Annotated in this window: 22 protein-coding genes; 9 read left to right on the top strand and 13 right to left on the bottom strand. The window is 71.1% G+C overall.

Annotated features, from left to right (window positions below; translation table 11 throughout):
- The first annotated feature begins 79 nt into the window (after positions 1 to 79).
- Entirely contained in the window at positions 80 to 1063 is a 984-nt protein-coding gene (locus tag SSPS47_RS27910) for an aldo/keto reductase (RefSeq protein WP_164253359.1), read from the top strand.
- Between the two features lie 401 nt (positions 1064 to 1464).
- On the opposite strand, the gene rph is transcribed toward SSPS47_RS27910, so the two are convergent.
- The 3 genes from rph to SSPS47_RS27895 form a co-directional block, all read right to left on the bottom strand.
- Positions 1465 to 4068 carry a rifamycin-inactivating phosphotransferase gene (rph, locus tag SSPS47_RS27905; protein WP_164253358.1) on the bottom strand — a complete coding sequence of 868 codons (2604 nt, stop codon included), beginning with the start codon at positions 4066 to 4068 and terminating at the stop codon, positions 1465 to 1467.
- A gap of 286 nt (positions 4069 to 4354) precedes the next feature.
- Positions 4355 to 5329: a hypothetical protein gene (locus SSPS47_RS27900; protein ID WP_164253357.1), complete on the bottom strand. Its 975-nt coding sequence runs from the start codon at positions 5327 to 5329 to the stop codon at positions 4355 to 4357.
- A 162-nt stretch (positions 5330 to 5491) separates the two neighbouring features.
- A complete protein-coding gene (locus SSPS47_RS27895) occupies positions 5492 to 6142 on the bottom strand; it encodes a nucleoside/nucleotide kinase family protein (protein ID WP_164253356.1) in 651 nt (216 codons plus the stop codon).
- A gap of 322 nt (positions 6143 to 6464) precedes the next feature.
- On the opposite strand from SSPS47_RS27895, the gene SSPS47_RS27890 reads away from it, so the two are divergent.
- Both SSPS47_RS27890 and SSPS47_RS27885 read left to right on the top strand, forming a co-directional pair.
- The gene (locus tag SSPS47_RS27890) at positions 6465 to 6857 is read left to right on the top strand and encodes a VOC family protein (RefSeq protein WP_164253355.1); all 393 of its coding nucleotides are present in this window, start codon (positions 6465 to 6467) and stop codon (positions 6855 to 6857) included.
- A 373-nt stretch (positions 6858 to 7230) separates the two neighbouring features.
- Positions 7231 to 7431 carry a hypothetical protein gene (locus SSPS47_RS27885; protein WP_164253354.1) on the top strand — a complete coding sequence of 67 codons (201 nt, stop codon included), beginning with the start codon at positions 7231 to 7233 and terminating at the stop codon, positions 7429 to 7431.
- 57 nt (positions 7432 to 7488) lie between these two features.
- On the opposite strand, the gene SSPS47_RS27880 is transcribed toward SSPS47_RS27885, so the two are convergent.
- Positions 7489 to 8916 carry a M20/M25/M40 family metallo-hydrolase gene (locus tag SSPS47_RS27880; RefSeq protein WP_203557938.1) on the bottom strand — a complete coding sequence of 476 codons (1428 nt, stop codon included), beginning with the start codon at positions 8914 to 8916 and terminating at the stop codon, positions 7489 to 7491.
- A gap of 87 nt (positions 8917 to 9003) precedes the next feature.
- A complete protein-coding gene (locus tag SSPS47_RS27875) occupies positions 9004 to 9459 on the bottom strand; it encodes an ATP-binding protein (RefSeq protein WP_164253353.1) in 456 nt (151 codons plus the stop codon).
- Positions 9460 to 9620: 161 nt separating this feature from the next.
- Here SSPS47_RS27875 and SSPS47_RS27870 point away from each other — a divergent pair, with 161 nt between their 5' ends.
- Both SSPS47_RS27870 and SSPS47_RS27865 read left to right on the top strand, forming a co-directional pair.
- On the top strand, positions 9621 to 10475 hold the full coding sequence (locus tag SSPS47_RS27870; protein WP_164253352.1) for a helix-turn-helix transcriptional regulator: 855 nt from the start codon (positions 9621 to 9623) through the stop codon (positions 10473 to 10475).
- Entirely contained in the window at positions 10472 to 10720 is a 249-nt protein-coding gene (locus SSPS47_RS27865) for a DUF397 domain-containing protein (RefSeq protein ID WP_164253351.1), read from the top strand. Before SSPS47_RS27870 ends, SSPS47_RS27865 begins: the two co-directional genes overlap by 4 nt.
- A gap of 48 nt (positions 10721 to 10768) precedes the next feature.
- On the opposite strand, the gene msrB is transcribed toward SSPS47_RS27865, so the two are convergent.
- The 4 genes from msrB to SSPS47_RS27845 form a co-directional block, all read right to left on the bottom strand.
- Positions 10769 to 11176 carry a peptide-methionine (R)-S-oxide reductase MsrB gene (msrB, locus tag SSPS47_RS27860; protein ID WP_164253350.1) on the bottom strand — a complete coding sequence of 136 codons (408 nt, stop codon included), beginning with the start codon at positions 11174 to 11176 and terminating at the stop codon, positions 10769 to 10771.
- A gap of 32 nt (positions 11177 to 11208) precedes the next feature.
- The gene (gene murC / locus SSPS47_RS27855) at positions 11209 to 12609 is read right to left on the bottom strand and encodes a UDP-N-acetylmuramate--L-alanine ligase (RefSeq protein ID WP_164253349.1); all 1401 of its coding nucleotides are present in this window, start codon (positions 12607 to 12609) and stop codon (positions 11209 to 11211) included.
- A gap of 102 nt (positions 12610 to 12711) precedes the next feature.
- On the bottom strand, positions 12712 to 13239 hold the full coding sequence (locus SSPS47_RS27850; RefSeq protein ID WP_239065083.1) for an indole-3-glycerol phosphate synthase: 528 nt from the start codon (positions 13237 to 13239) through the stop codon (positions 12712 to 12714).
- Positions 13240 to 13371: 132 nt separating this feature from the next.
- A complete protein-coding gene (locus tag SSPS47_RS27845; protein ID WP_164253348.1) occupies positions 13372 to 14136 on the bottom strand; it encodes a pyrimidine reductase family protein in 765 nt (254 codons plus the stop codon).
- A gap of 426 nt (positions 14137 to 14562) precedes the next feature.
- Here SSPS47_RS27845 and zapE point away from each other — a divergent pair, with 426 nt between their 5' ends.
- The 3 genes from zapE to SSPS47_RS27830 all read left to right on the top strand — a co-directional run bounded on the left by zapE (position 14563) and on the right by SSPS47_RS27830 (position 17670).
- Positions 14563 to 15645 (top strand): cell division protein ZapE, encoded by a 1083-nt coding sequence (gene zapE, locus SSPS47_RS27840; RefSeq protein WP_239065082.1) that lies wholly within the window; start codon positions 14563 to 14565, stop codon positions 15643 to 15645.
- 82 nt (positions 15646 to 15727) lie between these two features.
- On the top strand, positions 15728 to 16153 hold the full coding sequence (locus SSPS47_RS27835) for an OsmC family protein (RefSeq protein WP_078074482.1): 426 nt from the start codon (positions 15728 to 15730) through the stop codon (positions 16151 to 16153).
- A 155-nt stretch (positions 16154 to 16308) separates the two neighbouring features.
- On the top strand, positions 16309 to 17670 hold the full coding sequence (locus tag SSPS47_RS27830) for an alkaline phosphatase PhoX (protein WP_164253346.1): 1362 nt from the start codon (positions 16309 to 16311) through the stop codon (positions 17668 to 17670).
- A 202-nt stretch (positions 17671 to 17872) separates the two neighbouring features.
- Here the strand turns inward: SSPS47_RS27830 and SSPS47_RS27825 are convergent, their stop codons facing one another.
- The 3 genes from SSPS47_RS27825 to SSPS47_RS27815 all read right to left on the bottom strand — a co-directional run bounded on the left by SSPS47_RS27825 (position 17873) and on the right by SSPS47_RS27815 (position 21322).
- Positions 17873 to 19060 carry a S1 family peptidase gene (locus SSPS47_RS27825; RefSeq protein ID WP_164253345.1) on the bottom strand — a complete coding sequence of 396 codons (1188 nt, stop codon included), beginning with the start codon at positions 19058 to 19060 and terminating at the stop codon, positions 17873 to 17875.
- Positions 19061 to 19219: 159 nt separating this feature from the next.
- Positions 19220 to 20671 carry a flotillin family protein gene (locus SSPS47_RS27820; RefSeq protein WP_164253344.1) on the bottom strand — a complete coding sequence of 484 codons (1452 nt, stop codon included), beginning with the start codon at positions 20669 to 20671 and terminating at the stop codon, positions 19220 to 19222.
- A 141-nt stretch (positions 20672 to 20812) separates the two neighbouring features.
- On the bottom strand, positions 20813 to 21322 hold the full coding sequence (locus SSPS47_RS27815; protein WP_147875127.1) for a hypothetical protein: 510 nt from the start codon (positions 21320 to 21322) through the stop codon (positions 20813 to 20815).
- Between the two features lie 156 nt (positions 21323 to 21478).
- Here SSPS47_RS27815 and SSPS47_RS27810 point away from each other — a divergent pair, with 156 nt between their 5' ends.
- Complete coding sequence (locus SSPS47_RS27810; protein WP_164253343.1) at positions 21479 to 22318, top strand: polysaccharide deacetylase family protein; 840 nt, start codon at positions 21479 to 21481, stop codon at positions 22316 to 22318.
- 29 nt (positions 22319 to 22347) lie between these two features.
- Here the strand turns inward: SSPS47_RS27810 and SSPS47_RS34930 are convergent, their stop codons facing one another.
- Entirely contained in the window at positions 22348 to 22500 is a 153-nt protein-coding gene (locus tag SSPS47_RS34930; protein ID WP_187280138.1) for a hypothetical protein, read from the bottom strand.
- Positions 22501 to 22509: the final 9 nt, after the last annotated feature.

The raw sequence follows: 22509 nt of genomic DNA, 5'->3' as shown, positions 1-22509 counted from the left end.
CCGCCGGCGCCGCAGCGGGATTCCGCCGCAAGGGAAATCGACTGCCCTGGTGTGCGCTCGAACATCTAGCGTCTACGCCATGAAGCAGCGAACTCTCGGTAGGACAGGACTCCGTGTCAGTGAACTCTGTCTCGGCACGATGACCTTCGTGAAGGGCGACGAGGCGGGCGCGCACCGCATCCTCGACACCTTCACGGAGGCCGGCGGCACCTTCCTGGACACGGCGGACGCGTACGGGCAGGGCGTCTCGGAAGAGGTGATCGGCGGCTGGCTGAAAGGGCGCGACCGCGACGGGCTCGTCGTCGCGACGAAGGTGGCCCTCCCGATGGGCGAGGGCCCCAACGACGCGGGCCTGAGCCGCAAGCACATCATCGCGTCGGTGGAGGCGAGCCTGCGTCGGCTCGGCACCGACTACATCGACCTCTACCAGACGCATGTCTGGGACTTCAGGACCCCGATCGAGGAGACACTCGGCACGCTCGACACCCTCGTGAAGGCGGGCAAGGTCCGCTATCTCGGCGCGAGCAACGTCTCGCCCGGCCAGCTCCAGCGGGCGCTGGACGTGGCCGACCGGCGGGGCTGGGCGCCGTACGTCTGCCTCCAGCCGATCTACAACCTGCTGGCGCGCGAGGTGGAGTGGGAGCTGCTGCCGCAGAGCGAGGCGGCGGGCATCGGCGTCATCCCGTACAGCCCTCTCCAGGGCGGCTGGCTGACCGGCAAGTACCAGCGCGGCATGACGTCGGTCCCGCCCGGCAGCCGCGAGTCGCACGGTGACGGCGAGAGCTGGCGTGGCCGGGACAACGACGAGACCTGGCGGGTCGTCGAGACCGTACAGGCGATCGCCGACGAGACGGGGCGCACCCCCTCGCAGGTGGCGCTGCGCTGGCTGCTGGGCCGGCCGGGTGTCACGGCACCGATCATCGGCGCGCGCACGCACGACCAGCTGACGGACAATCTGGGCGCGGTGGGCTGGGAGCTGACGGAGGCTCAGACGACGCGTCTGGACGAGGCCAGCGCGCGGCCCCTGCCGTATCCGTACAGCGTGTTGTCGCGCTTCGTCTGAGACCGGTCCCGCCGAGGGGCCGGGGAGCGGATGCCGTATGCCTGGGGCAGGACGGCCGGCCTGCCCACCGGTCCCGGGAGTACGACGACGACCTCCCCGCCGACGGCCCCGACCGACCGGAACGACGGCCGTCATGATGCTCACGCGGCCGTCGCCGAGGGCGTCGCCCGGTGGCGAGGTCACGCTCGCGTTCCGCCGCTGGGCGACCAGCAGCGTCTCCCGCGGCAGCACGTTCCTGTCCGTCGCGGGGGTGATCGTCGTCGAAGCCGTCGAGCGGATCGATCCGGCGACGATCACCCCCGGGGACGCCCGTGCGGCCGGGGCCCGTGCGAGGCGGCCCGATACGGACGTCGGGCCCCGCCGCGCCGTGGCGCAAGAGGTACCTCCCCGGTGCGGAACCGTCAGGGCAGGATCTCGACGTAACCGTCGGTTCCGTGGACACGGATCCGCTCGCCGTCCCGGATCAGCCGGGTGGCCCCCTCCACGCCCACGACCGCCGGCAGACCGTACTCGCGGGCGATCACCGCGCCGTGCGTCATCAGACCCCCCACCTCCGTCACCAGGCCCGCGATTCCGACGAACAGCGGGGACCAGCTGGGGTCCGTGAAGGCCGTGACCAGGATGTCGCCCGGATCGAGATCGGCCCGCGCGATGTCGAGGATGACGCGGGCCCTCCCCTCGACGGTCCCGGCGGAGACCGGGAGACCGATCAGGGCACCGGCCGGCGCGTCGTCACGCCGGTACGCCCCGGTGACGGCCTCGCCGTCCGATGTGAGGACCCTGGGCGGTGTGAGCGCCTGGTACGAGCGGAACGCCTCCTTGCGCCGTTGGACCAGCCGGCCGTCCACCTGCTTCGAGCGCACGACGTCGCGGAATTCCTGGAACGTGAGGTGGAAGACGTCCTCCTTCTCAGGAAGCACACCGGCCCGCACGAGGCGCTCGGCCTCCTCCAGCAGAGCCTGCTTGTAGACGAAATAGCGGCTGATGATGGCGTACTTGGGGTACTCCCGGTATCCGATGAAGGTGCGGACCCGGTCGATCATCCGCTTGGCCTCGCCGGCCTTCCGGTCCCCGTCCGGCAGGGCCCGCAAGCGCGACAGCACGTCCTGTTCCTTCTCCCGCGCCTTCTGCCGGCCCTCCTCGAAGCGCCGCCCGGCCGCGCCCGGCTCGAAGTTCCTGACGTTGTCGAGGATCGCGGGTACGAGCGTGCCGGGGCGCTCGCTCCAGCGCGGCCTCGTGATGTCGATCTCGCCGACGCAGCGCATGCCGTACCGGTCGAGGTAGGACCCGACGGCGTCGCGCGCCTCGGTCCCGCCCGGGAGCTTCGCCAGCTCGTCCAGGAAAGCCTCGTCCCCGACGCCCCGCAGGAACGCCACCACCTCCGGCCGGGGACGGATCACGTCCGCGACGTCGAGCAGCGCCAGACCCATCTCCGACGTGACGTTGCCGGGGGCGGAGAGCGTGAGCGTGTCAGCCGCGTTCTTCTCGCCCAGCCACTCCCCCAGCTTGTCGTCGAGCCACCAGGTGGCCTCCATTCCCGCCATGATCACCTGAATGCTCCGCGGATCACCGAGGACTCGTCTGTGCTCCTCGAAGGCCTCCAGGAGGAAGTCGAACAGCGCCGGTCCGGTCTTCGTCCGGATGTCGTTCCTCAGGGCGGCGACGGACGTCCGGCTGTGCTCGATCAGCTCGGTGACGACGGCCGGATCGGTCTCGACCGGAGCGGGCGCGCCGGAGGCAGCGGCCGGGGGCCCGCCGGGACCGGCGTCCGGGAGCGATCGGACGAAATCGTCGCGGTCGAGGACGGTCTCCAGCGCGTCCCTGATCAGCGGATCACCTCTCCCCACGACGTCCAGCAGGCCGGCACGGCTCGCGGGCGAGGCCAGGCGCGGGGTGGCGTCGACGAACAGCCTCCCGCCGGCCTCGCACATCGGCGCCATCGCCGTCAGCTGCCAGAGTGAGAGCCCCAGGGGCTTCATGGCGTCGGTCATCATCTGCTGATGACCGACGGAGAGATAGACGTGATTCTCCCCGTCACCGGCCTCGGGAACGGGGAACAGCGTCGTGATGGGCCTGCTCTGCACGATCCGGAAGTCGTCGTCGGCCAGGCACCATTCGATGTCCTGCGGGCAGCCGAAGTGCGCCTCGATCCGCCGCCCGAGCCCCACGAGCCGGACGACCTGAGCATCCGTCAGCGCGGGCTGCTCCTGCCGCCGGGAGTCGATCGCGACTTCCCGCGTACCGCCGTCGGGCAGGGCGTGTACGGCCCGCTGTTTGACGGCGATCGTCCTGCCGACGACCTCGCCGTCCCGCACCTTGAAGACGTCGGGGTTCACCAGGCCGGAGACCAGCGCCTCGCCGAGGCCGAAGCCGGCGTCCACGGTGGCGACCTTCCGGTTGCCCGTGACGGGGTCGGCCGTGAACAGGATGCCGGACGCCCCCGGGAAGACCATCCGCTGCACGACCACGGCCATGTGGACCGTACGGTGGTCGATGCCGTTGCGGCGGCGATAGGTCACGGCGCGCTCGGTGAACAGCGAGGCCCAGCACCGGCTGATGTGCCGGAGGACCGCCTCCGGCCCCATGACGTTCAGGTAGGTGTCCTGCTGGCCGGCGAAGGACGCCGTCGGCAGGTCCTCGGCCGTCGCGCTGGACCGGACGGCGCAGGCGGCCCGGTCGCCGAGCCGGGCGAGCGAGCGGGTGATCGCCGCCACGAGATCGTCCGGGACGGCGACGGCCTCGATGGTCCGGCGGATCCCCGCGCTGAGCGTGCTGAGCGCCTCGCGGTCGTCCGGGTCCAGACGGGACAGCTCATCGAGCCGATCGTCGATCGACGGCGCTTCCGCCATGATCCGCCGGAAGGCGTCCGTCGTCACACAGAAACCTTCCGGCACGCGAATGCCCTCGATGCGCGACAGCCCGCCCAGGTGCGCGCCCTTGCCCCCGACGACCGATACCTGCGTCCGGTCGACCTCTTGAAGATCCAGTACGTACCGCTCGGTCATCGCGACACCTCCGAGCCGGCCGTGTCCCCGCGCCCCGAACGGCGTCCCCCGTACGTCGACAACACACACACGTCGTGCCCCCAAATTCCCGCAGGTTGTGGTCTCGGCCGAGGATTTTCCGCCACTACCCGGGTCTTGCCGCAAGCCCCCCAGTGCGCTATACGTTGAGAGTGGCGAGGAGAGAGTTCTCCTCGCCTTCGTCATGCCGTCCGCCGGAACCCGCGCACGCCCGCGCGCCCGCGCGCCGACAACTGGGGTCCGCCGCAGGGTGCTTGAACGGGGGCGGTCAGTCCTCGTCCGCCGGTCGCGACGGCGCCACCAGGCGTTCCAGCAGCTCCTGGAAGTCCTCACCTACCACGATGCGCAGCCCGCCCGCCTCGTCGTTCCCCTCGTCCTTGTCGCTGAGCTGGGTCAGCGTGCCGTTGCGCCACCAGTAGACGTACGGGCTGATCGCGCCCGGCGTGTCCTCGAAGCCGGACGCGGCGAACGACGCCATCGCGTTCAGTGAGGGGATGACGGTGGCGTCGCGTATGACATGGAACGCGACCTGGTGGCGGAACGGGAACGCCACCAGCGCGCCGTCCGTGCCGAGCCGCCGCCCGGTGACCTGCTGCACGAGGCTGTCCAGCGCCAGGACGCGGCTGGCGGTGTAGAACGAGTCGCCCATGACGACCTCGAACCGCATCCCCTCGGCGTCCTCGACCGTCTCCCGTCCCTCGACGGGCAGTTGACGCAGATTGCCGAGCGCCTGCGCGCGCAGCTCGGGCAGCGGGCCGAGCGGTTCCAGCGCCTCGTCGGTGAGCATCATGACGCTCTCCGGGAGGTCGAGGGCGAGGATCTCGTACAGTCCGGGGGCGACGGAGCGCGCGTACGCGAACGACTGCGCGTCGAGGGTGTCGCCGCTGATCACCCGTGGGTAGAGCTGGGCGCGGATCTGTGCGGGCGACAGGGTGTCGAGGGCCGACGGGCCGTCCATGGTCCGCAGCACCATCCCGGCGTGCTGGCGCACGAGTTCGCCCCAGACGCGGGCGCCCCGCTCGTCGTTGTGGCAGACGGCGGCGAGGTTGGCGAGCCCGAACTGGCGGCCCGCGCTGTCGGTCACCAGGTCCGAGTAGACGGTGACCTCCAGGCCGCGCTCGGCGAACGCCTCACGGACCTGGCTGCGGAAGAGGGCTGCCTCGCCGGTCGAGAAGAAGGAGAACTCGGGATCGCGCGGCATCTCGCGCCCGTGCCGTTTCGGCCCACGTCTGAACAACCCCACGTCGTCCGCCTCCCCATGATCGCGCTCGGTTTCGTGCCCCGGCCCCTGGTCCGGGTCCCCCGTCGGTCCCCGTTCCCCGTTTGCCCGTACCGCTGTGATCGTCGATGTGCGTCGAACGTTCGATGGTAGGCCCTGGCGGAAGCCTGATGTCCGGTAGGGGGCTCACGGGGTCGGTGGGCCCGGCCCGGCGGTGACCTGTACCACCAGGTCCGCGCGGTGCCGGCCCTGTGCCACCAGTCGCGCGTTGGTCTCGTCGGAGTCCCTGACCCAGCGCTCCGCGTGGGGCCGCTCCTTACCGAAGCGCACATGGCGGTCGACCAGGCGCCGCACGCGCACGACGGGGTCGAGCTCCAGGAACCACGCCTCGTCGACGAGCGCGCGGACCGGTGCCCAGTCGCCGCCGTCGTGCAGGAGGTAGTTGCCCTCGGTGACGACGAGGGGGACGTCCGGGCCGACCGGGATGCTGCCCGCGACGGCCTCCTCCAGCGCCCGGTCGAACGCGGGCGCGTAGACGACGACCCCCGGCGCGGGTGCCCGCAGCCGGGCGAGCAGCGCGGCGTACCCGACGGCGTCGAAGGTGTCGGGCGCGCCCTTGCGATCGGCGCGGCCGAGCCTGCGCAGCTCGGCCTGGGCGAGGTGGAAGCCGTCCATGGGGACGAGTACGGCGCTGCCGCCGAGCGCCGCGACGAGGTCGTCGGCGAGCGTGGACTTCCCCGCGCCGGGCGCGCCCGCGATGCCGAGGATCCGGCGTTGACCGGGGGCGGCGAGCTGCCGGGCACGGCGGGTGAGTACGTCGAACTGCCGCGCGTCCATGCGCGCATTGTTCCATCCGGGTCGCTGGAGGTGGCCCGTCCCCCGGCCCGGGGTTTGTCCTCATTCGCCGGACGGGCTTGATTTCCCCCGGCCCGGCAGGAATCAAGTCCGCCCGACGCTTGAGAACACGGGCCCGGCACCACCAACTCGGCCCGTCCGGCGCTCGACGACACGGAACCGGCACCACCAAGCCCAGCGGGCGCTTGAGGACACGGGCCGGGCGCCACGAACTCAGCCCGTCCGGCGATTGAGGACGAACCGGCCACCGGGCGGGCCCGGGCCCATCTTGCCCGCAAACCGGTCATACGTATAACGTAAACGCATGCCACACATCGCCCTCGTCACCCTCGTCGTCCGCGACTACGACGAGGCCATCGCCTTCTACACCGGCCCCCTCGACTTCGAGCTGGTCGAGGACACCGACCGCGGCGACGGCTCCCGCTGGGTCGTCGTGCGGCCGCACGGCGGCGCCGGTGCGCTCCTGCTGGCCCGCGCGGCCGACGACGCCCAGCGGGCACGCGTCGGCGCGCAGACGGGCGGCAGGGTCGGCTTCTTCCTCCACACGGACGACTTCGCGGGGGATCATGCCCGGATGACGGCGGCGGGGGTGCGTTTCCTGGAGGAACCCCGGCACGAGCCCTACGGCTCGGTCGCGGTCTTCGAGGACCTGTACGGCAACCGCTGGGATCTCCTCCAGCCTGCGACCGCGGCCTGAGCTACGGTCGTCCGACCGGCCGGCACGACCGACGAGGCCGTAGGACCTGGGGGTTGAGCAGCGGTGAGCGGGGACCGGCAGGACGAGTTGATCCGACGAATCGGTGCCTTCGTGCCGCCCGACGCGCCGGACGGGTGGCGGCGCATGGACCTGCGCGTCGGCGTGGACTGCGCACATGTCCTGTCGGTGGTGACGGACGACGGCACCATGTGGCGGGGGACGCCCGACCCGCAGATCAACCCGCTGCTCGTGGACCTGCTGGAGGTGACGGACCACGGCTGGAACACGATGCGGATGGTCATCGACCCGCCCGGGGACTCTGTCGTGCACTTCCTCCACGACGATCCGGTGGACCGGAGCCCGGAGCCCGGAGATGCGTATCGCCGAGGAGCTGCTGTTCGCGTTGCCGCCCGGCCGGCAGAGCGCGCGGATCCGGCACGACAACGCGCTGGTCTACGGCGTGACGGGCCAGGGGTTCACGTGGCGGCCACCCGAGGGCCTGGTGCCGGAGGGCTCGGAGTTCGCCATGAAGCACCCCTCCACCTTCAGGGTGACCACGCCCGCCGCCTCATGAGCGGCGGGCGGGCCCCCGGGCCGGACCTCCGCGACCGGTAACCGAACCGACTGACCGTCAGTTCCCCGGCATCGGGAACGCCACCGGGCTGCGCTTGCCGTCGCGGTTGACCGCGCGGACGCCGAAGAAGACGTTGTCCTTGGAGAGGTCCACGGTGTGAGTGGTCGTGAGGCCGACCTTGATCACATGGGTCCACTCCGGCTCGGCCGTCTCGCGCCACACCACCTCGTAGCCCGCCAGGTCCGGCTCCGTGCCACGCGTCCACTTCAGCTCGGTGTCGTTGGTGAGGTTGCTCGTGACGATCCGCGCGTCGCGCGGTGTGCCGGGCGCCTGCGCCAGGGTCCAGAGCACCGCGCCGTTCACGCGGGTCACACGGGCGATGTAGTCGAAGTCGCAGAACTCGGGCAGGTCGCCGTACTGCTTGCCGTCCTCCACCCGTACGTCCTGGTGCTGGTGCGCGAAGTCCTCGGCCGGTTCGGTGAACCGGGCCGCCGGATAGCCCTGTTCGAGGAACGGGATGTGGTCGCCGCCCCGCAGATAGCGGTCGCGCCGGTAGACCACGCGGACGTTCATCCCCGTCGCGTCGTTGTCCCCGACGTCGCTGACGAAACGGGCGAGCTGCCGGGTCGCCGAGTCGTTCTCGCCACCCACCGAGCGGCGGGTGTTGGCCTGTTCCGGGGTCTCGGACGTCGGTACGCCCTCCGCGAAGAGCCTTACCGTGTACGGGTCGCGGGTGCCGTCGTCGGCGCGCGAGCTGCCGATGATGTCGTTGGTGAACATGCCCTGGACATCGGCGCCCCGGGCCTTGAACTGCTCGGCGGCGTAACCCGATCCGTACAGGCCCTGCTCCTCGCCGGCGACCGCGACCAACACGATCGTCGCGGCCGGACGGCGCTTCGCCAGCACCCGAGCCAGCTCCATCACGAGCGCGACACCGGACGCGTCGTCATCCGCGCCCGGCGCGTCGCTGGTCGCGTCCATGACGTCGGTGACCCGCGAGTCGTAGTGCCCGGCGACGACGTACACGCGGTCGGGGTCGACGGAACCACGCAGCGTGGCAACGACGTTGGTGATCTTCGTTGCCACCGGGATACGGGACGCGGGCTCCTGGATGTACGACTGCAACTCGGCCGTCATCCGGCCGCCGGAGACCGCCGCGTACTTCTTCATCTCGGCCAGGATCCAGTCGCGCGCGGCGCCGATTCCCCGCTCGGGGTCGTCCTGGACGGACAGCGTGTGCCGGGTCCCGAACGCGGCGAGCCGCCGTACGGTCGCCTCGATACGGTCCGCGTCGATCTCCCCCAGCAGCTTGCGCAACTCCCGGTCGGGCGCCTGCGCGGTGGCGGCGGCGCCGCCGTGCTCCCGGCCGCGACCGGAGGCGACCGCCTGCCCGGCGGACACGATCAGGGGTACCCCGGCGGCCGTCACGGCGGCCGAGGCGAGAACGGTTCTTCTGCGCGGCATTCCAGCGGACTTCTCGGGCATGGAAAATCCCTTCCGAAACGATGAACCGGCGCTTCATCGTCATGGACACGCCAACACCGCACAAGGCCCCCGCGACCGAACGCCCGTTCAGTGCGGAAGGTCCAGTTCCGCGCGTACGGTCTTGCCCACCGGCACCCGGTCCACCACCTCCCACCGGCTGGCCAGCGCCTCCACGATCAACAGCCCACGCCCGCTGCGCGCGTCGACCGGCGGGGTGGGCGGCAGCCGCCCCGGACCCGGCGGCCGGCGCTCACCACGGGTGTCGGACACCTCGATCCGCAGGACGTCCGGCGCGGTCGCGAGCCGGAGCCCCAACTCGAAGTCCCGGCCGGGTACTCGGCCGTGGGTCGCGGCGTTGGCCGCCAGCTCGGCGACGACGAGCGCGGCGGCCTCCGAGACCTCGGAGCCGTAGGGGATGTTCCAGGCGTGCAGTTGGTGGACAGCAAGGTGGCGGGCGAGCCGGGCGCCGAGGGGCGTGGAACTGAAACGCTGCGTGAACAGACGTACGGTGCCCGATTGTTGGGGGGTGACGGGTGCGTTCATGGCACCAACGTCGAGGTCAGCGGGGTGATCGAGCCAGCTCGCGAACCCGTACAACACGTCAGCGTACGGGTACGGAGGGTAGACAGTGTGGGTCACTGTCCGTGAGCATTGCCGCGTTGTGGGTGACCGGCCAGGGACAGGTGCGCACGGGAGGCAGCCGTATGACTGACGGTGTGGGCGGTACGGGCGGAGGAGTGACGGGTGGCGAGGAACCGGAGACGTCGGACAGCCTGAAGGCGTTCGGCGCGGTGGTCAAGGCGTTCCGGAAACGGGCGAGGCTGACGCAGGAGGAGTTCGCGCCCCGGGTGCGGTATTCGGTACCGACGGTGGCCTCCATCGAACAGGGCCGCCGGTTCCCGACGCTGGAGTTCGTGGAGCGCGCGGAGGAAGTCCTCGACGCGTTCGGCGCGTTGCGGGGTGCGGCGAGACATCTCGCCCGACAGCCGGGGCTGGCACGGTGGTTCCGCCAGTGGGCGAAGCTGGAGGCGGAGGCGCTGAGCCTCTACACGTACGAATGCCGTTTGATTCCGGGGCTGTTGCAGACGGAGGCGTATGCGCGGAAGTTGTTCGTCAACCAGCTTCCGCCGCTCGGGGACGACCAGATCGAGACACAAATGGCGGCTCGGACGGAGCGCCAACGATTGCTCCGGGAGCGCCCGAACACGTCGTACAGCTTCATCCTCGAAGAGCACCTGTTCCTACGCAATACGGGTGGTGACGACGTGACTCGGGAGCTGATCGACCACATCCTCACCCTCGGCGAGCGGAGGAACATCGAGATCCAGCTCATGCCGCAGGTGAAGGAGGACCATGCGGGGCTGCACGGTCCGATGCGACTGCTGGAGACCCCGGACAACCGCTGGCTCGCCTACTGCGAGGGTCAGGAAAGCGGCCAGCTCATCACTGACCCGAAAGTGGTCAGCACGCTCCAGATGCGATATGCCAGGATGCGTTCACAGGCTCTCCCCCTGGAGGACTCCCTGAGCCTGCTACGGCAGATGCGAGGAGCGCTATGAGCACCACAGAATTGGCCTGGTTCAAGAGCAGCTACAGCAGCGGCTCCGGAGACGACTGCGTCGAAGTCGCCCTCTCCTGGCACAAGTCCACCTACAGCACCGGCGACGGCGACTCCTGCGTCGAGGTCGCCGCCTGCCCCACCACCATCCACGTCCGCGACTCCAAGGTCACCGAGGGCCCCCAACTCGCCCTCGCCCCCGGCGCCTGGACGAGCTTCGTCACGTACGCGGCGGCCGAAGCCTGACGTGCGCCCTGCCCGACCCCTAGAAGAGTCGGGCAGGGCGGTCGGTCGTCAGGCCTCGTCGGGCGTCAGCCGCAGTGAGATCGAGTTGATGCAGTACCGCTGGTCGGTCGGGGTCGGGTAGCCCTCGCCCTCGAAGACGTGGCCCAGGTGCGAGCCGCAGCGTGAGCAGCGGACCTCGATGCGGACCATGCCCATCGTGCGGTCCTCGATCAGCTCGACCGCGTCGCTGTCCTTCGGGTCGTAGAACGACGGCCAGCCGCAGTGCGACTCGAACTTCGTGTCGGAGCGGAACAGCTCCGCGCCGCACGCGCGACAGGAGTAGACACCGGCCGTCTTGGTGTCCGTGTACTCACCGACGAAGGCGGGCTCGGTACCGGCCTGGCGCAGCACCGCGTACTCGGCCGGTGACAGCTCCTCGCGCCACTGCTCGTCGGGCTTGTCGATGTCGTACGCCATGACTTCCTCTCTCGGGCCTCGGGTGGTGCGCCTCAGTGGGACAGCCGGGCAAGGATCTCCGGACCCAGGTCCGTGACGTCGCCGGCCCCCATGGTGAGAACGAGATCACCGGGCTTCGCCATTCCCGCCACGGCCTCGGGCACCGCGCCCTTGTCGTGTACGGAGCGTACGTCCGCGCCCGCCGCCGTGGCCGCCTCGATGATCAGCGCGCTGGTGATACCGGGGATCGGGTCCTCGCGGGCCGGATAGATGTCCAGCACCACCGACGCGTCGGCGAGGGCGAGGGCCTGACCCATCTCCGTACCCAGCTCCTGCGTGCGCGAGAAGAGGTGCGGCTGGAAGACGACGAGGAGCCGGGAGCCGGGGGCGGCGGCGGCGCGCATCGCCTCCAGGTCGGCGGTCATCTCGGTGGGGTGGTGCGCGTAGGAGTCGATGACCTGCACACCGTTCGCCTCGCCCTTGAGCTGGAGGCGGCGCTTGACGCCGGTGTACTTGCCGAGCGCGGAGGCGAGGTTGTGCGCCGGGATGCCGAGCGCGACACCCGCCGCGAGGGCGGCCACCGCGTTGTGGGCGTAGTGGCGGCCGGGGACGGAGACCGTGAAGGTGAGGAAGCGGCCGGCGAGGACGACCGTGACCTCGCTGGTCAGACCGCGCGCGGTGACCTTGTGGACGCGTACGTCGGCGTCCGCCGCCTCGCCGTACGTCACGACCTTGACCGTCGACAGGTCGCCGACCTTCGCGGTCAGCTCGACAGCGCCGGGCTGGTCGGCCGCGATCACCAGCGTGCCGCCGGGGACGATCTTGCCGACGAACGTCTCGAAGGACTCGTAGATCTCGTCCATGGAGGCGTAGTTGGCGTGGTGGTCCAGTTCGACGTTGAGGACGATCGCTACCTCGGGGTCGTACTTCTGGAAGCTGCGGTCGCTTTCGTCCGCCTCGGCGACGAAGATCTCCCCGTCGCCGTGGCTGGCGTTGGTGCCGGGTCCGTCCAGGTCGCCGCCGATGGCGTACGACGGGTCGAGGCCCAGCTCCGTGAGGGCGACGGCCAGCATGGAGGTCGTCGTCGTCTTGCCGTGCGTGCCGGCGACGGCGATGGACCGCAGCCCGCCGCCCATCAGCGCGGCGAGCGCGTCGGAGCGGTGGACGACGGGGACGGACAGCTCGGCGGCCCGTACCAGCTCCGGGTTGTCCGCCCGGATCGCGCTGGAGACGACCACGCAGGAGGCGTCGTCGGCGAGGTGCTCCGCCGCGTGGCCGATGTGGACCGTGGCGCCGAGGGCGCGCAGGGCCTCGGCCGTGCCGGACTCCTTGGCGTCGCTGCCCGCGACCTTGGCGCCCCGCTGGGTGAGGATCTTGGCGATACCAGACATTCCGGCGCCGCCGATGCCGATGAAGTGCGGCCGTTCCATGGCGGTGGGGATACCGGGTGCCATACGTGTTCTCCCAGGGTGGTGCGGTCGGTGCGGTGCGGTGCGGTCCGCGCGGCGGGGGTGCGGTGCTGCCGGCCGTAACCACGCCGCCGGCGGTCCCCCAGCCTATTCGCTCCGGCCGGCTCCGCCCGCCCCCCTGGCCCACCCTTCGGCGTTGCCGTCCTCCGCGCCGTGCGCGAACAGCTTGAGCACCGGGACGCCGACCTTGTGGCGGGCGCGCGAGGCCCAGTCCCGGTGGAAGAACTCCTCCACGTAGTGGGGTTCGGTGAGGACGATCACCTCGTCGGCGGCCGACTGCTCGACGACGGACTCGAGGTGGTCCAGCGGGTGGTTCTCGACCACCAGGCCGGTGGCCTCCCGGCCGGCCGCCTTCAGGGCGGCCAGGGAGTGGGCGAGGGCCAGCTCGGCGGGGCCGCGGGCGGCGGCGCCCTCGGGCTCCTCGCCCTCGCGGCCGGCCTCCCGCAGCTCGCCGAACGCGACGTCGTCGATGGCGCGCAGCAGCGCGTCCGCCTGGTCGCCGCGGGGCTGCATGAGCACGATGAAGGTGACGTTCTCCTCGCCGTGGAGCGTGGTCACGAAGTCGACGTCCACGGACGACAGGGGCTTCTCGATCATCAATACGCTTGTGAACACGGCAGGCGCCCTTCAACGTTCAGGGGCCGGTGAGGCCCGCTGCGGAAACCATCCTTCCCCGCGTCCGCACGGGGTCTGCCTGGGTAAGTGTGCCCAGCGGAAGCTAACCGGAACGAGAAATTCCGCCCAATGTCAGATCCGGCGGTATCGGGTGAAAAGGAACCCGCCCTCTTCCAGTACCGCCGCCAGGGCGAAGCGCTCGGGGTCGGCGAGGTCCGGGCCGCCCGTGATGCGCTGCGCGCCGCCGGCGGCGAGGAGAGGAGAGACCGTCAGACAGAGTTCGTCCAGTGCGCCGGCCGCCACGAACTGGCCGAGCAGCCGGGGGCCGCCCTCGGTGAGCTGGCGCTTCAGGCCCATCTCCGCCAGGGCGGCGATCACGCGGGGCGGCTCGACGCCCGGCCCGTCCCCGGCGACGAGCACCCGGGCGCCCGCCTGCTCGGCGGCGCGGATCCGGTCGGGGGACGCGGCGGCGCCGGTCAGGATCAGCGTCTGGACGAGGGGCGAGACGAAAAGCGGAAGCGAGAAGTCCAGGTTCAGGCTCGCGCTCACGACGGCGATCGCGGGCGCGGGCGCCTGCCCGGCGGCGGCGCGCCGCTCGGCGAAGGCTTCGCGGGCGCGGGCGGGCCGGTAGCCCTCCAGGCGAACCGTCTCAGCACCGACGAGGACGACATCCGCGAGCGCGCGCAGGGTGCCGAAGATCCGCATGTCCGCGTCGGAGGAGATGGCCTGCGAACGGCCGTCGTGGTGGGCGGCGCCGTCGAGCGTGGAGACCATGTTGGCGCGCAGCCAGGACCGGTCTTCGCGGGGCTCGGGATACGCGTACGCCTCGGCGAGGCCGTCCAGGGCCCACTCGTGGTCTGGCGTCGGCTCGGACGGCACGGGATACAGGCGTCGCATGCGCGCAGTCTGACACGCGCGGTGACCTCGGGCCGGGTGGGCGGCCTCGTCCTCAAGCGCCGGACGGGCTGGTGGGTGGCCGCAGCGGGTGCCCTGCGGGGCGGTCCTGTCCTCAAGCGCCGGACCGGTTCATGGGTGGCCGGGCCCGGACGTGGAACGTTCTCCCGGACGGGGGTGTGTCCTCGATCGCCGGACGGGCTGACTGTGCCCGGCCTCGGCGACAGAGGCCGGGGCGGGCCGTTCCCCGTCGGCATCCGGAACTTGCGAGCCCGGCCCAGGCGCGCATTTCAAGCCCGTCCGGCGATTGAGGACACCCCACGACGGGCGGTCGGGCCGGATCCGACCCGCTCCACCACCAGCCCGTCCGGCGATTGAGGACAAGGCACCCGCAGGCAGACGAACCCGCACGCTCTAGAGTTGGGCACCGTGTCCGCCTCCCCCGCCCTCCCCGCCTCCCGCCCCGTATCGCTCTGCGCCCGCACACCCCGGGTCGCCGCAGAGCGGCTGGTCGGCGAGATGGTGCCGCCGCCGCGATTCGACTCCGTACGCTTCGACACGTACGTCCCCGACCCGAATCAGCCCAGCCAGACCGAGGCCGTCACCGTACTGAGCACCTTCGCCGCCGGTCTCGGCGGCACCGCGGACACCACGCAGGGCAAGCGGCGCTGGTTCGGCCGGAAGTCCGCCGGCACCGCCCACACCGCCGGCCCCCGTGGCGTGTACCTCGACGGCGGCTACGGCGTCGGCAAGACCCATCTGCTGGCCTCCCTCTGGCACGCCACCCCCGCCGCCCCCGAGCAGAAGGCCTTCGGCACCTTCGTCGAGCTGACGAACCTCGTCGGCGCGCTCGGTTTCCAGCAGACCGTAAAGACCCTCGGCGGCCACCGGCTGCTCTGCATCGACGAGTTCGAGCTGGACGACCCCGGCGACACCGTCCTCGTATCGAGCCTGCTGAGCCGGCTCGTGGAGGCGGGCGTGGCGCTCGCCGCGACCTCCAACACGCTGCCCGGCAAGCTCGGCGAGGGCCGCTTCGCCGCCGCCGACTTCATGCGCGAGATCCAGGGGCTCTCCGCGCGCTTCCGCCCGCTGCGCATCGATGGCGAGGACTACCGGCACCGGGGACTCCCCGAGGCCCCCGCCCCGCTCACGACCGAGCAGGTGACGCGCGCCGCGCACGCGACCGGGGCCGCGAGCCTGGACGACTTCCCGTCCCTCCTCGCCCATCTCGCCACCGTCCACCCCAGCCGGTACGGCGCGCTGACGGAGGGTCTGCGGGCCGCCTGCTTCACCGATGTGGGCCCCGTGCCCGACCAGTCGACGGCGCTGCGGCTGGTCGTACTCGCCGACCGGCTGTACGACCGGGAGATACCGGTCCTCGCCTCCGGGCTGCCCTTCGACCGGCTGTTCGGCGAAGAGATGCTGAACGGCGGCTACCGGAAGAAGTACTTCCGTGCGATCTCCCGTCTCACCGCCCTGGCACGCGACGCAAAGGGCCTGCTCGCCGAGTAAGTTCGGTCCCGTAACGATGTGCGGCGCGCGAGGTGCGTTCGATCAGCTCCCGCGTGCCCGATACAGAAGGGTTCCCATCACCATGGCTACCACGCGCCAGGCACACACCGTCTGGGAAGGCGACCTCCTCAAGGGCAGTGGCGTCGTCACCTTCGACTCCTCCGGCATCGCCGAGCAGCCGGTTTCCTGGGCCTCCCGCGCCGAGCAGGCGAACGGCAAGACCAGCCCGGAGGAGCTGATCGCCGCCGCTCACTCCAGCTGCTTCTCGATGGCCCTGTCCAACGGTCTCGCCAAGGCCGGCACTCCGCCGACCAAGCTGACCACCCAGGCCGAGGTGACGCTGGTGCCCGGCACCGGGATCACCGGCGTCCACATCACCGTTCAGGGTGAGGTCGAGGGCCTGGACGAGGCGGCGTTCGTCAAGGCCGCCGAGGACGCCAAGGCGAACTGCCCCGTGAGCCAGGCGCTCGCGGGCACGAGCATCACGCTCACCGCCTCGCTCGCCTGAAACACGGTCCGCGGACCCTGGGATTTGCCAATCCGCTGAACCGCTGATCTCTCAGGACACATCAGGCTCAGTGGCCCGCACAGTTCACGTGTGCACGACACCCGTGATACACACGTGCGGGTCACGTCTCCTGTCCGCCAACAGGGAGTTGCCTCATGTCCGCAACACGACGTCAGGTCCTGGCCACCGGAGCATCGGTCGCCGGAATCGCGTTCACCGGAGCGGTGTCGGAGCTCTTCGCCGGCACCGCCGTCGCACAAGAGATGGGGCGCAGCGGCTACGGCCCGCTCGTCCCCGATCCGGACGGCCTGCTCGACCTGCCGAAAGGTTTCCGTTACCGCGTCCTGTCCAGAACGGGCGACGAGCTGCGTTCGGGCGAGGGCGAAGTCCCCAGCAATCCCGACGGCATGGCCGCCTTCGCCGGCCGGCGCGGACGCGTGCATCTGGTCCGCAACCACGAGAACAGGGCCGACGGCAAGATCGGCGTCCCGACCGTCGAGGGTCTGACGTACGACCCGATGGGCAAGGGCGGCTGTACGGCGCTCGAACTCGACGGGCAGGGCAACGTACTCGGCGAGCGCGTCGCCATCGCCGGCACCGCCGTCAACTGCGCGGGCGGGCCCTCCCCTTGGGGCACCTGGCTCACCTGCGAGGAGACCGAGGACAAGGCCGGCACCAACGGCTACACCAAGGACCACGGCTTCATCTTCGAGGTCGACGGCGCCGATCCGCACCGCACCGGCGCTGTACCGCTGAAGGCGATGGGCCGCTTCCAGCACGAGGCGATCGCGATCGACCCGCGTACGGGTGTGGTGTACGAGACGGAGGACGCGTTCGAGAGGCCCTTCGGGCTCTTCTACCGCTTCCTGCCCGAGAAGCCGCTGGGCGGCCTGGGGTCGCTGCGCGCGGGCGGCACGCTGGAGGCCATGCGCGTCCCCGGCGTACCCGATCTGTCGGTCGTCCAGGAGACGGGCGCCAGCTTCGACCGTGTCGAGTGGGTGCCCGTGCCCGACTCGCAGGCGAAGGAGACGCCCATCCGGCTCCAGGACTTCGGCAAGAAGGGCATCACGCACGCCCAGAAGCTGGAGGGCTGCTACTGGGGCGACCGGGCCGTCTACTTCGTGTCGAGCTTCGCGAAGAGCGCCGAGGGCTCGGCGGCCGACCACTACGGGCAGGTGTGGAAGTACGAACCGCAGCGGCGCCGGCTCACGCTGGTGATCGCCTTCGGCCCGGACACCGACATCCAGATGCCCGGCGAGTCCCCCGACAACATCTGCCTCGCGCCCAGCGGCGGTCTGATGGTGTGCGAGGACGGCGGTGGCGCGCAGCACGTGTACGGGCTGACGCGGCACGGCGAGCTGTACGAGATGGCGCGTGCGGCGGAGGACATCGGGACACCCGAGGAGCCGGAGTGGGGTGAGTTCGCGGGTGTCACGTTCGCACCGGACGGCGACACGATGTACCTGAACTCCTACACACCGGGCAAGACGTTCGCGATCACGGGGCCTTGGCGCTAGGGCTCGTCCGGAAAGTCCCGCCCGGCCCGCGACGCGCGGCACGGCACCTCGCCGCGTCGCCGCCGCAGGCCCCGCCCCGTGGGCGGACGGCGCTACGTTCCGGACACGCCCTGGTTCCGGCGCGGTGACCGGTTCGGTTGCCGGGTCCGCCCCGGTGGCCGGGTCGTCCTCGATCGCCGGTCCGGCGATCGGGGACCCACGGTCAGTGGCCGGACCCGGCCTCCACACCCTCTTCGCCGCCACCCGCGTCCGCGCCGCCCGCGCCGATCTCCGCTCCCACCGCGGCCAGCGTCGTCGTCACCGGCTGGAAGAACGTCTCGCCGCCCGACGTGCAGTCACCGCTGCCGCCCGACGTCAGACCGATCGCGGTGCCGTCCGCCGTGAACAGCGGGCCTCCGCTGTCGCCCGGCTCCGCGCAGACGTTGGTCTGGATGAGCCCGCTGACGGAGCCCTCCGCGTAGTTCACCGTGGCGCCGAGCCCGGTGACCGTACCGTCCGCCAGCCCGGTGGTACTGCCCATCCGGATCACTTCGAGGCCCACGGCGGCTTCACCCGCCTGGCTGATCGGCACGGTCTGTCCGTTGCCGACGTCCACCTCGCTGGGTGCCTGGGTGGCCGGGTCGTCGTACGTGAGGAGCGCGAAGTCGCCGTCGCCGGGGAACGTCGCGGCCTGGACCGTACCGACGGGCGCGCCGTTCTGGTCCTCGGACCACTGCTCGGCCGCGACACCGCAGTGTCCGGCGGTGAGGAATCCGGGTGTGCCGTCCTGTGTGGTGACGTTGAAGCCGAGCGAACAGCGGGCGCCGCCGCCGAAGATGGCGTCGCCGCCCTCCAGGAACGGCTTGAACTCGCCCGCCGACTTCTGGATGCGGGCCACACCGTCGCCCAGTGAGCGCACGGTCGACTCCAGGGTGTCCCAGCGTTCACCGGTGACGGTGGTGTCGGCGGTGACGAGGATCTGGTTGGTCCGGGGGTCGACGGCCCACGCGGTGCCGGGGATGGTGGCGTCGCGGCTCAACGTACCGGTGGCGGACCGGAGTTCGCCCATGCTGTTCTGGACGCTTCTCGCCACGGCGCCGGCGTCGCGCACCCGTGCGGTCGACTCACCGTCGTCGCCGTCGGCGACGTTCACCACGACCTGCTTCTTCTGCGCGTCGTAGTACGCCCCCGCGTACTCCTCACCGAGCTGTGAGGACAGCCGCGCGACGAGTTCCGGCGCCGACGCGGCGCTGACCGTCTTCGCGTTCTGCCGGGCGCCGTCGCCCGCGCCGTCGTCCGTGCCGGACTGTGACGCGTTGGCGTTCGGCAGCAGGATGGCCGCTGCCGCGACACCCACCGCCCCGGCTCCCGCGAGAATGGCCTTGCTCTTGGATATCCGCCTGTGACTCAACTCGTCGCCTCCTGTGGGGATTACGGAGTGACCCCTTGATACGGGCGACGCGGGAGTTGCGTTCAGCGGGCCGGCCGCCGACACGACGGAGGCCGGCCGGACAGCTGTCCGGCCGGCCTCTGCCGCCCGACTCCTCCCGGCCGGTCGGCGAACGGCTCGTCAGCCGCTGATCTCGATCTTCTTGTTGCTCTCGGGCGCCTTCGCCGTCCCGGCCCCGGCGGCCTTGGCCGGCACCGTCGAACCCGCCCGCCGCGTAAGCCCCTTGAGCAGCTCCGCGAGGTCCACCCCGGTGGTCGACGACAGCAGTTCCATGCCCTGCGCGACATTGTCGGTCACCGTGCGCGAGAGCTGGCTCGCACCGTCCGTGGAGATGACCGTCAGCTTGTCGACGGCGCTCAGCGGCTCCGACGCCTTGGCGACGACGGCGGGGAGCACCTCGACGAGCATCTGGAGCACGGCCGCGTCGCCGTACTGTGCGAACGCGTCGGCCTTCTTCCGCATCGCCCCGGCCTCGGCACTGCCGCGCGCCGTGATGGCGTCGGCCTCCGCCTCACCCTCGATCCGTACGGCCTCGGCGAGCGCCGCACGGCGCAGCTTCTCGCCCTCACCGGTCAGCCGCGACCGCTCCGCGTCCGCCTCGGCCTCCTTGACCTGCGCGATCCTGCGGGCCTCGGCCTCCTGCTCGGCCTGGTAGCGGGCGGCGTCGGCCGGCTTGCGTACCTGGGTGTCGAGCTGACGGTCGGTCAGTGCCGCCTGACGCTGCGCCACCTTCTCCTGCTCGCCGAGGACTTCCTGCTGGCGCGCGGCCTCGGCGAGCGGTCCGGCCGCGTTGGCCTTGGCCTTGGCCGCCTCGGTCTCGACCTTGATCTCGGCCTGCTTCAGATAGAACGTCCGCTCCGCCACCGCGATCTCCTCCGCGGCCTTGAGCCTGGCCTGCTCGGAGGCCCGCTTGGCGATCGCCTCGGCGATGTCCGCCTCCTGCCTGGCGCGGGCGGCCTCGGGCCGGCCCAGGTCCTCCAGGTAGGAGCCCTCGGTGGTGATGTCCTGGATCTGGAAGGCGTCCAGGATCAGGCCCTGGCCGGACAGGCTCGCCTCGGCCTCCTCGGCGACCTGTCCGGCGAAGGCGGCGCGGTCGCGGATGATGTCCTCGACGGCCATCCGGCCGACGATGGCGCGCAGCGCGCCGGAGAGCACCTCCTGGGTGAAGCCGACGATGCCCTTCTGCTGCCGCAGGAACCGCTGTGCGGCGGCTCGGATGGCGTCCTCGTTGCCGCCGACCTTGACGATCGCGACACCTTCCAGATGCGCCTTGACGCCCCGCAGGGTCACGGCGCCCCGGACCGCGACCGGGATGTGCCGGCTGGACAGGTCGAGCGTGAACTTCTGCTGGACGAACGGGACGACGAAGACGCCGCCGCCGACCACGACCTTCTGACCGCTGTTGTCGGTGCTGACCCGGCCGGTGACCGGATCGGTGGACGACTCGCCTCGGCGGCCGGTGATGATGAATGCCTCGCTGGGGCCCGCGACCTTGTAGCGGGTGATGACGACGAGGGCGAGCAGGACGAGAAGTACGACGACTCCCGCCACCGCGATGATCACTGGACTCATTTGGAACTCCCCCTGTTGACGTACGGGCTGCTGTGGACGCCGGACTGTGGGACGCCGGCTGCCGCGCGACGGTTCGGCGGATGGCCGGTTCGACGGGCCTGCGGGGTGGTCACTCGGTGGACCGGCCGGCCGGTGGCCGGCTCAGCGCTCGACGGGCCGGACCCCGACCGAGGTGGACGACAGCGTCGACTCCACCCAGACCTCGGCGCCGCGCGCCAGGGGCACCGCGCTCTTCGCGGCGAACTTCACCGGCTGGCCCGCCACCCGGAGCATCACCTCGCCGTATCCGTCGGCGGGGATGGCGGTGATCACGGACCCCGGCGTACCGAGGAGATCCGCTCCCCGTGGCGTGGCGTCCGTCTGATCGCGCATCAGCACGCGGCTGAGTTTCCAGGCCAGCCAGCCGGTGACGGCACCGGCGACGGCGCCCGCGGCGACGGCCGGGCCGGCTCCGAGGTCGGTCGTGCCGAGCACGATCGCGCCGCCGAAGCCCAGCATCGCGACGAATCCCGCCACGACGGGCAGCGACAGCAGGCCCGCGAACAGGCCGTCGAGCACTCCGCCGAACAGGCCCTCGAAGATGCCGTCGAAGATCAGCGCGACGGCGAGCAGGACCACGCCCGCGATACCGAGGCCGAGGAACACATCCATGGGTCGTCCCTCCCCCGGCTCCCGCCGGTCCCCCTGATGCACCCTTGAATGGGAGGAGATTTTCTCACGGTCCGTCACGGCTGCGCAGTGCCGTGTTCCGGCAATCTTCGAGCGCCGCAACCGCCAGATGAACATTTAGTCCTATATTTTTCCCATATGCCTAAATATCTGCTGCGAGTCATCGCCCTGGCCACGCTGGGTGCCGCCCTCGCCGGATGCGGCGCCGACACCGACGCGCGCCCGACCGCCGGCCCCTCGCCCGGACCCGCGTCACGGCAGCCGGCCGGGCCCGAGCGCCCCGCCGTGACCCCCGTCTTCCTCCGTGGCGCGGACCCCACGGGCACGACAGGGGCCGTGACGGCGGCCAAGACCGTCGCGCTCACCTTCGACGCCGACATGACCGCCGACCAGGGACCGCGCGCCGCCCGTGGCGAGCGCTTCGACAACCCGACCCTGATCTCCTCGCTGCGCCGCCTCGAAGTCCCCTCGACGATCTTCATGACGGGACGGTGGGTGGAGGAGTACCCCTTCCAGGCGAGGGAGATCGGCTCCGACCCCCTGTTCGAGGTCGCGAACCACTCGTACAGCCACCACTCCTTCACGGCCGACTGCCACGGGCTCAAGGCACTCGGCGAGAAGGACATGGCGGCCGATGTGGAGCGGGCCTTCGGCGCCTTCCGCAAGGCCGGGGTCCGCCAGGTGGTGCCGTACTTCCGCTTCCCCGGCGGCTGTTACGACCGGTCGACTCTGCGGACCCTGGCACCGGCCGGTCTGACGGCGGTCCAGTGGGACGTCGTCAGCGGCGACGCCTTCGCCACGGACGCCGACACGGTGGCCGAGCAGGTGCTCGCCGACGTACGGCCCGGCTCGGTGGTGGTCATGCACTGCACCATGAGCGCGGCGCCGGTGACGGACGAGGCGGTGCGCAAGATCGTGCCCGTACTGCGCGAGCGCGGCTACCGCTTCGTCAAGGTGTCGGAGCTGATCAAGGGCTGACCCGGCCGACCGCCGGCCGGAGCGGATCCTCAGCCGGAACAGGCCGTCCGCTGCGCCTCGTGCCATTCGCAGACGGGGCACAGCGTGATGCCCTTCACCGATTCCGGGTACTCGCTCGGCTCTCCGCAGTGCACACAGTCCGCGTACACGACGATCTCGGCACGGTTGGCGTCGTCTCCCATACCGCCGAG

Origin of the sequence: Streptomyces sp. S4.7 (assembly GCF_010384365.1) — a bacterium.
In the GTDB taxonomy this organism is placed as follows: Bacteria; Actinomycetota; Actinomycetes; order Streptomycetales; family Streptomycetaceae; genus Streptomyces.
This window is presented reverse-complemented; position numbering and strand designations above follow the sequence as displayed.

What these genes read in the sequence shown, in the direction of transcription:
- SSPS47_RS27910 (WP_164253359.1), top strand. Translation starts at nt 80, where the DNA reads ATGAAGCAGCGAACTCTCGGTAGGACAGGACTCCGTGTCAGTGAACTC.
- rph (WP_164253358.1), bottom strand. Translation starts at nt 4,068, where the DNA reads ATGACCGAGCGGTACGTACTGGATCTTCAAGAGGTCGACCGGACGCAG.
- SSPS47_RS27895 (WP_164253356.1), bottom strand. Translation starts at nt 6,142, where the DNA reads ATGGACGCGCGGCAGTTCGACGTACTCACCCGCCGTGCCCGGCAGCTC.
- SSPS47_RS27890 (WP_164253355.1), top strand. Translation starts at nt 6,465, where the DNA reads ATGCCACACATCGCCCTCGTCACCCTCGTCGTCCGCGACTACGACGAG.
- SSPS47_RS27885 (WP_164253354.1), top strand. Translation starts at nt 7,231, where the DNA reads ATGCGTATCGCCGAGGAGCTGCTGTTCGCGTTGCCGCCCGGCCGGCAG.
- SSPS47_RS27880 (WP_203557938.1), bottom strand. Translation starts at nt 8,916, where the DNA reads ATGCCCGAGAAGTCCGCTGGAATGCCGCGCAGAAGAACCGTTCTCGCC.
- SSPS47_RS27875 (WP_164253353.1), bottom strand. Translation starts at nt 9,459, where the DNA reads ATGAACGCACCCGTCACCCCCCAACAATCGGGCACCGTACGTCTGTTC.
- SSPS47_RS27870 (WP_164253352.1), top strand. Translation starts at nt 9,621, where the DNA reads ATGACTGACGGTGTGGGCGGTACGGGCGGAGGAGTGACGGGTGGCGAG.
- SSPS47_RS27865 (WP_164253351.1), top strand. Translation starts at nt 10,472, where the DNA reads ATGAGCACCACAGAATTGGCCTGGTTCAAGAGCAGCTACAGCAGCGGC.
- msrB (WP_164253350.1), bottom strand. Translation starts at nt 11,176, where the DNA reads ATGGCGTACGACATCGACAAGCCCGACGAGCAGTGGCGCGAGGAGCTG.
- murC (WP_164253349.1), bottom strand. Translation starts at nt 12,609, where the DNA reads ATGGCACCCGGTATCCCCACCGCCATGGAACGGCCGCACTTCATCGGC.
- SSPS47_RS27845 (WP_164253348.1), bottom strand. Translation starts at nt 14,136, where the DNA reads ATGCGACGCCTGTATCCCGTGCCGTCCGAGCCGACGCCAGACCACGAG.
- SSPS47_RS27835 (WP_078074482.1), top strand. Translation starts at nt 15,728, where the DNA reads ATGGCTACCACGCGCCAGGCACACACCGTCTGGGAAGGCGACCTCCTC.
- SSPS47_RS27830 (WP_164253346.1), top strand. Translation starts at nt 16,309, where the DNA reads ATGTCCGCAACACGACGTCAGGTCCTGGCCACCGGAGCATCGGTCGCC.
- SSPS47_RS27820 (WP_164253344.1), bottom strand. Translation starts at nt 20,671, where the DNA reads ATGAGTCCAGTGATCATCGCGGTGGCGGGAGTCGTCGTACTTCTCGTC.
- SSPS47_RS27815 (WP_147875127.1), bottom strand. Translation starts at nt 21,322, where the DNA reads ATGGATGTGTTCCTCGGCCTCGGTATCGCGGGCGTGGTCCTGCTCGCC.
- SSPS47_RS27810 (WP_164253343.1), top strand. Translation starts at nt 21,479, where the DNA reads ATGCCTAAATATCTGCTGCGAGTCATCGCCCTGGCCACGCTGGGTGCC.
- SSPS47_RS34930 (WP_187280138.1), bottom strand. Translation starts at nt 22,500, where the DNA reads ATGGGAGACGACGCCAACCGTGCCGAGATCGTCGTGTACGCGGACTGT.